Consider the following 6,523-nt stretch of genomic DNA (forward strand, 5'->3'; position numbering starts at 1 on the left):
TCTTACACCAACGTGCAGCGCTGTCTGGACGCCGTAAGCGACGCCGATGCCGGCGGTGGGGTTCTCAATCTGCTGAACCTCTTCTCCGGTGGCGCCCTCCTGCACTTGTCGGTCTTCGCGCTCGGCATCATGCCGTACATCACCGCGTCGATCATCCTGCAGCTGCTGGCGGTGGTCATCCCCCGGCTGGAGCAGCTCCGCAAGGAGGGCCAGGCCGGCCAGGCGAAGATCACCCAGTACACCCGGTACCTCACGCTGGGCCTCGCCGTCCTCCAGGCGACCGGCATCGTCGCGCTCGCCCGCTCGGGCAACCTGCTCCAGAACTGCGACCCCAACGTCTACCCGCTGCTGCACGACAACGGAACGTCGACGTTCCTCGTGATGGTCGTGACGATGACCGCCGGCACGGCCGTCATCATGTGGCTCGGCGAGCTGATCACCGAGCACGGCATCGGCAACGGCATGTCGCTGCTGATCTTCACCCAGATCATCGCCGGGTTCCCGTCCTCGATGTGGGCCGTCCAGCAGTCCAAGGGCTGGTGGACCTTCGGCATCGTGATGATCACCGGCCTCGTGGTGGTCGCCGGCGTCATCTTCGTCGAGCAGGCCCAGCGCCGGATCCCCGTGCAGTACGCGCGGCGAATGGTCGGCCGCAAGATGTTCGGCGGCAGCTCGACCTACATCCCGTTGAAGGTCAACCAGGCCGGCGTCATCCCGGTCATCTTCGCGTCATCGCTGCTCTACCTGCCGGCGATGCTGGTCTCGTTCAACCCCAACGCGGACTCGCGCTGGGCGGACTGGATCAACTCCTACCTGGTGCGCGGTGACCACCCGCTGTACATGATCACGTTCTTCCTGCTGATCATCTTCTTCACCTACTTCTACGTCTCGATCACCTTCAACCCCGAAGAGGTCGCCGACAACATGAAGAAGTACGGCGGCTTCATCCCCGGCATCCGGGCGGGCAAGCCGACCCAGGACTACCTGTCCTACGTCCTCTCGCGCATCACGCTGCCCGGCTCGCTCTACCTGGGCTTGATCTCGATGATCCCGCTGATCGCGTTCTCGCTGATCGGGGCCAACCAGAACTTCCCGTTCGGCGGCACCAGCATCCTGATCATGGTGGGCGTGGCACTCGACACCGTGAAGCAGATCGAGAGCCAGCTGCAGCAGCGCAACTACGAAGGGTTCCTGCGCTGATATGCGATGGATCACCAACGACTGCGCCGGGGTCCTGGACCCTGCCACAATGCCGGTGACATGCGACTGATCATCATGGGCCCCCCGGGGGCCGGCAAGGGCACCCAAGCGAAGTTCATCGCCGAGCACTTCAAGATCCCCGCGATCTCGACCGGCGACATCTTCCGCGCCAACGTGTCCGAGGGCACGCCGCTCGGCATCGAGGCCAAGCGCTACATGGACGCCGGGGAGTACGTGCCCGACGAGGTCACCAACCGGATGGTCCGCAACCGGATCGACGAGCCCGACGCCGAGGGCGGCTTCCTGCTCGACGGCTACCCGCGCACGACCGCGCAGGTCGAGGAGCTCGACGGGATGATCCGGTTCACCGGTCATCAGCTCGACGCCGTCGTCTGCCTGACCGTCGACCAGGAGGAGATCGTCTCCCGGCTCCTGCAGCGGGCTCAGGTCGAGGGCCGCGCGGACGACACCGAGGACGTGATCCGGCGCCGCCAGCAGGTCTACCTCGAGCAGACCGAGCCGCTGATCGAGATCTACCAGCAGCGGGGGATCGTGCACGAGATCGACGGCATGGGCGAGGTCGACGAGGTCACGACCCGCATCTTCGCCGCCCTCGACGTCATCCCCGAGAGCTGATGGGGTTCCTCGATCGGGGGATCGAGATCAAGACGCCCGAGCAGATCGCGGGCATGCGCCGGGCCGGCCTCGTGGTCGGCCGCACCCTCGAGCTGCTGCGTGGTCACGTGCGGGCCGGCATCACCACCGGAGAGCTCGACGCGATCGCGGAGGACCACATCCGGTCCTCCGGGGCGACGCCGTCGTTCCAGGGCTACCACGGCTTCCCCGCCTCGATCTGCGCGTCGGTCAACGACGAGGTCGTGCACGGGATCCCCGGCGGCCGGGTCATCGCCGAGGGTGACGTGGTGTCGATCGACTGTGGGGCGATCGTCGACGGCTGGCACGGTGACGCCGCGATCACGGTCGCGGTCGGCGCCGTGCGCCAGGAGCTCACCGACCTGATGCGGGTGACCGAGGAGGCGATGTGGAGCGGCATCGCCGCGGCGCGGCTCGGCGGCCGGGTCACCGACATCTCCCACGCCGTCGAGCGGCACGTGCGCAGCCAGGGTCGCTACGGGATCCTCGAGGACTACACCGGCCACGGCATCGGCTCCCAGATGCACCAGCCGCCGAACGTGCCCAACTACGGGCGGCCCGGCAAGGGCCCCCGGCTGGTCGAGGGCCTCGCGCTCGCGGTCGAGCCGATGATCACCCTCGGCGCCAAGGACACCTCCGTGCTGGACGACGACTGGACGGTCGTCACCGACGACGGCAGCTGGGCGGCGCACTTCGAGCACACCTTCACGATCACGCCGCGCGGCACCTGGGTGCTGACGGCGCTCGACGGCGGCGCGGAGCAGCTCGCCGCGCTCGGGGTCCCGTACGGCGGGGAGTGAGCGCGCCGGCCCGGCCGACCCGGTGCCGAATCGCGTGCGGGGCCGCGGGCGTGGAATGATGTCCGGGCCAGGAGGGGAGTATTCCCCGCGGTGGTGTCGTCAGTACGGCCCGGGCCCGCGCCCGGACCCGGTGCCATCGGCTCGTGACCCGAGCGGAAGAGACCTCCGGAGAACTGACCGTGCCCGCGGACGACGTACGTTGGCAACCGTGGGCCACTCCGGAGGAGAGCACTCTCGATGAATGCCGTCATGGGCGACTCGGTCGCCTCCCCGCTCGTCTGGGCGATCACGATCGTGGTGACCGTCGGCGTCCTGTTCGTCGACCTCGTCGTCATCGCGCGTCGACCGCACGAGCCGACCATGCCCGAGGTCAGCCGTCACCTGGCGTTCTTCATCGGTCTCGCGGTGCTGTTCGGGGCCGCGCTGTGGTTGTTCGCCGAGCCGCACGCCTTGTCGCCCCACCCCGGCCCGGAGTTCTTCGCCGGCTGGCTGACCGAGTACTCGCTGTCGATCGACAACCTGTTCATCTTCATCATCATCATGGCGAACTTCTCGGTGCCCCGGCAGTACCAGCAGACCGCCCTGATGATCGGCATCGTGATCGCGCTGGTGATGCGCGCGATCTTCATCATCGTGGGCGCGGCGGCGATCAACGAGTTCAGCTGGGTGTTCTACCTGTTCGGGGCGTTCCTGCTCTACACCGCGGTCAAGCTCGCGAAGGAGGGGGCCAACGACGACGACCAGGAGGAGTTCGAGGAGAACCGCCTGGTCCGCTTCGCCGAGAACCACCTCCCGGCGACCAGCGAGTGGAACGGCACCAAGCTGTTCACCCGCCAGAACGGCAAGCGCCTGATCACGCCGATGTTCCTCGTGGTCCTCACGCTCGGCACGACCGACCTGCTGTTCGCGCTCGACTCGATCCCCGCGATCTACGGTCTGACCCGCGACCCCTACCTGGTATTCACCGCCAACGTGTTCGCCCTGATGGGCCTGCGCCAGCTCTACTTCCTCATCGGCGGGCTGCTCCAGCGCCTGATCTACCTCTCCTACGGCCTGGCGATCCTGCTCGGGTTCATCGGCGTCAAGCTCGTGCTGCACGCCATGCACGAGAACGAGCTGCCGTTCATCAACGGCGGGGAGCACATCGAGTGGGCGCCGGACATCCCGATCTGGCTCTCGCTCGTGGTGATCGTCGGGACCCTGGCCGTCACGGCGGTCGTGAGCCTCGCGGCGTCCTCGCGGATGAGCAAGGCCGAGATCGAGAAGCGCACGATCTCGCTCGGCGACGACTGACCGCGCCGGGACGGCTCTCGGAATGGATCCGACGACAGCCGGGTTGGCACCAGGGTGAGCGACCGTCGTACCGCCCTGTCCGTCCTCGACCTCGTGCCGGTGCGCGGCGACCAGTCCACCTCCGACGCGATCGCGGCGACACTGTCGCTGGCGCGGGTCGCCGACGAGCTCGGCTACCGCCGGTACTGGCTCGCGGAGCACCACAACATGCCCGCGGTCGCGGCGACCAACCCGCCCGTGCTGATCGCGCTGGTCGCGGCCGCCACGAGCCGACTCCGGGTCGGCTCGGGTGGCGTGATGCTCCCCAACCACGCCCCGCTGGTGGTCGCCGAGCAGTTCGCGCTGCTCGAGGCGACGTTCCCGGGGCGGATCGACCTCGGCATCGGGCGCGCCCCGGGCAGCGACCCGGTCACCAGCTATGCCCTGCGCCACGGCGCCGGGGGAGTGAGCGACGAGGCGGTCACCAAGTTCCCCGAGTACGTCGACAACGTGCTGGCGATGATGGAGCCCGACGGAGTCGGTCTCGGCATCCAGGGCCGGACCTATCCGCTCAAGGCGACGCCCGCGGCGCGCTCGGTGCCCACGATCTGGCTGCTCGGGTCCTCCGACTACTCCGCCCGGCTGGCGGCCGAGAAGGGCATGCCGTACGTGTTCGCGCACCACTTCTCGGGGTCGGGCACGGCCGAGGCGCTCGAGCTGTACCGATCCGGGTTCCGCCCGTCGCCGGAGCTCGCCGAACCGGTGACCTTCCTGACCGTGAACGCCGTGGTGGCCCAGACCGAGGAGGAGGCCCGACGGCTGGCGCTCCCGCAGCTGCTGGCGATGGTGGCGCTGCGCACCGGCGGGGAGCTGCGCCCCCAGCTCTCGGTCGAGGAGGCCGAGAAGGTCGAGCTGCCCCCGGCGCACCGGGACCTGCTCGAGCAGATGGCGCGACGCTGGGTGATCGACGCCCCCGAGCCGGCCCGGGCGCGGATCGAGGAGCTGGCGGCGACGTACGACGTCGACGAGGTCATGGTCCACCCGGTCGCCGGTGCCTGGACCGGCACCGAGCCGGGGGCGAGCCCGGCGCGCGAGCAGACGCTGCGGCTCCTCGGTTAGGGATTCACCCGCGTCTCCCGCTAGACTGGCGTGTCGGCCCAACGTGGGTCTGCTTCGTGGTGCCTCGCGGCTGCCCGGATCACGGCGAGTTCAGCTCTCGAGCGGCTCACCCGTGTGCCGGGATGAGGGACGACGAGCGGCTCTACGAGGTCCACCGCCCAGACCGTCCCCGACGGCCGGGGCGGGCGGTTCCCGGGCCACACGGTAGACGTCAGATCAACAGATTGTGGAGGACATGCCGAAGAAAGAAGGCGTGATCGAGATCGAGGGCACCGTGGTTGAGGCCCTCCCGAATGCGATGTTCCGCGTGGAGCTGAGCAACGGCCACAAGGTTCTCGCCCACATCAGCGGCAAGATGCGACAGCACTACATCCGGATCCTCCCCGAGGACCGCGTGGTGGTGGAGCTCTCGCCGTACGACCTCACGCGGGGTCGGATCGTCTACCGGTACAAGTAAGCAAGCCGCTACTCACCGGAAAGGGCCTGACAGTGAAGGTCAAGCCGAGCGTCAAGCCGATCTGTGACAAGTGCAAGGTGATCCGTCGCCACGGCCGCGTCATGGTCATCTGCGAGAACCCCCGCCACAAGCAGCGGCAGGGCTGAGCACACCGCTCTCGCAGGACAACTGAACACCCACAACGTGATCGCTAGCCCGTCGTAGGACGAGCGAAGCCACCTCCGGAGCAGACGGCCGGAGCCCGGGACACTGAGCCGGATCCAGGATCTGGACTCAGGGCGGAGTCCGGGACGCGACACGACCGAAACCGCTGCGAACAACCGAAGGAACCGCCACATGGCACGCCTCGTTGGTGTCGACCTCCCGCGCGACAAGCGCATCGAGATCGCACTCACCTACATCTACGGCATCGGCCGTACCCGCGCTCAGCAGGTCCTGCAGGCCACCGGGGTCAACCCCGACCTGCGCGTCCACCAGCTGGGCGACGAAGAGCTGGTCAAGCTCCGTGACGAGATCGAAGCCAACTTCAAGATCGAGGGTGACCTCCGTCGTGAGGTCCAGGCCGACATCCGTCGCAAGATCGAGATCGGCAGCTACCAGGGTCGCCGCCACCGCCAGGGCCTCCCGGTCCGCGGTCAGCGCACCAAGACCAACGCTCGCACCCGCAAGGGTCCCAAGCGCACGGTTGCCGGCAAGAAGAAGGCCAAGTAGGTCTCGACACGCCGCTCGCTCGTACCTCACGAGCGGCTACTCGACCACCGATCGGTCTCTGATCATCCAGACCAGCTACTTCAGGAGATAACTGCATGCCTCCCAAGAGCCGCACCGCGGCCGGCGCCAAGAAGGTGCGCCGCAAGGAGAAGAAGAACGTCGCCACGGGCGAAGCCCACATCAAGAGCACGTTCAACAACACCATCGTCACGATCACCGACCCGACCGGTGCGGTGATCTCGTGGGCCTCGGCCGGCACCGTCGGCTTCAAGGGCTCGCGCAAGTCCACCCCGTTCGCCGCGCAGATGGC

9 protein-coding genes are annotated in these 6,523 nt (G+C 67.9%); all 9 read left to right on the plus strand.

Annotated features, from left to right (window positions below):
- Nucleotides 1-1,200, plus strand: a 1,200-nt coding sequence (secY, locus tag VGD85_RS20800) for a preprotein translocase subunit SecY (protein WP_331065342.1), incomplete at its 5' end; no start/stop codon positions are given.
- A 60-nt stretch (nt 1,201-1,260) separates the two neighbouring features.
- Nucleotides 1,261-1,836, plus strand: coding sequence for an adenylate kinase (locus tag VGD85_RS20805; protein WP_331065343.1), 576 nt, complete (start codon nt 1,261-1,263; stop codon nt 1,834-1,836).
- Nucleotides 1,836-2,654, plus strand: a complete 819-nt coding sequence (gene map, locus VGD85_RS20810; protein WP_331065344.1) for a type I methionyl aminopeptidase — start codon at nt 1,836-1,838, stop codon at nt 2,652-2,654. Before VGD85_RS20805 ends, map begins: the two co-directional genes overlap by 1 nt.
- A 237-nt stretch (nt 2,655-2,891) precedes the next feature.
- Nucleotides 2,892-3,947, plus strand: coding sequence for a TerC family protein (locus VGD85_RS20815; RefSeq protein ID WP_331065345.1), 1,056 nt, complete (start codon nt 2,892-2,894; stop codon nt 3,945-3,947).
- A 54-nt stretch (nt 3,948-4,001) separates the two neighbouring features.
- Nucleotides 4,002-5,045, plus strand: coding sequence for an LLM class flavin-dependent oxidoreductase (locus VGD85_RS20820; RefSeq protein WP_331065346.1), 1,044 nt, complete (start codon nt 4,002-4,004; stop codon nt 5,043-5,045).
- Nucleotides 5,046-5,280: 235 nt separating this feature from the next.
- Nucleotides 5,281-5,502 (plus strand): translation initiation factor IF-1, encoded by a 222-nt coding sequence (gene infA, locus VGD85_RS20825; RefSeq protein WP_011757309.1) that lies wholly within the window; start codon nt 5,281-5,283, stop codon nt 5,500-5,502.
- 32 nt (nt 5,503-5,534) lie between these two features.
- Nucleotides 5,535-5,648: a 50S ribosomal protein L36 gene (gene rpmJ / locus VGD85_RS20830; protein WP_011757308.1), complete on the plus strand. Its 114-nt coding sequence runs from the start codon at nt 5,535-5,537 to the stop codon at nt 5,646-5,648.
- A 190-nt stretch (nt 5,649-5,838) separates the two neighbouring features.
- Nucleotides 5,839-6,213 carry a 30S ribosomal protein S13 gene (gene rpsM, locus VGD85_RS20835; protein ID WP_284536118.1) on the plus strand — a complete coding sequence of 125 codons (375 nt, stop codon included), beginning with the start codon at nt 5,839-5,841 and terminating at the stop codon, nt 6,211-6,213.
- A gap of 95 nt (nt 6,214-6,308) precedes the next feature.
- On the plus strand, nt 6,309-6,523 hold a 215-nt coding region (rpsK, locus tag VGD85_RS20840; protein WP_331065347.1), incomplete at its 3' end, for a 30S ribosomal protein S11.

Origin of the sequence: Nocardioides sp. (assembly GCF_036401255.1) — a bacterium.
GTDB lineage: Bacteria > Actinomycetota > Actinomycetes > Propionibacteriales > Nocardioidaceae > Nocardioides.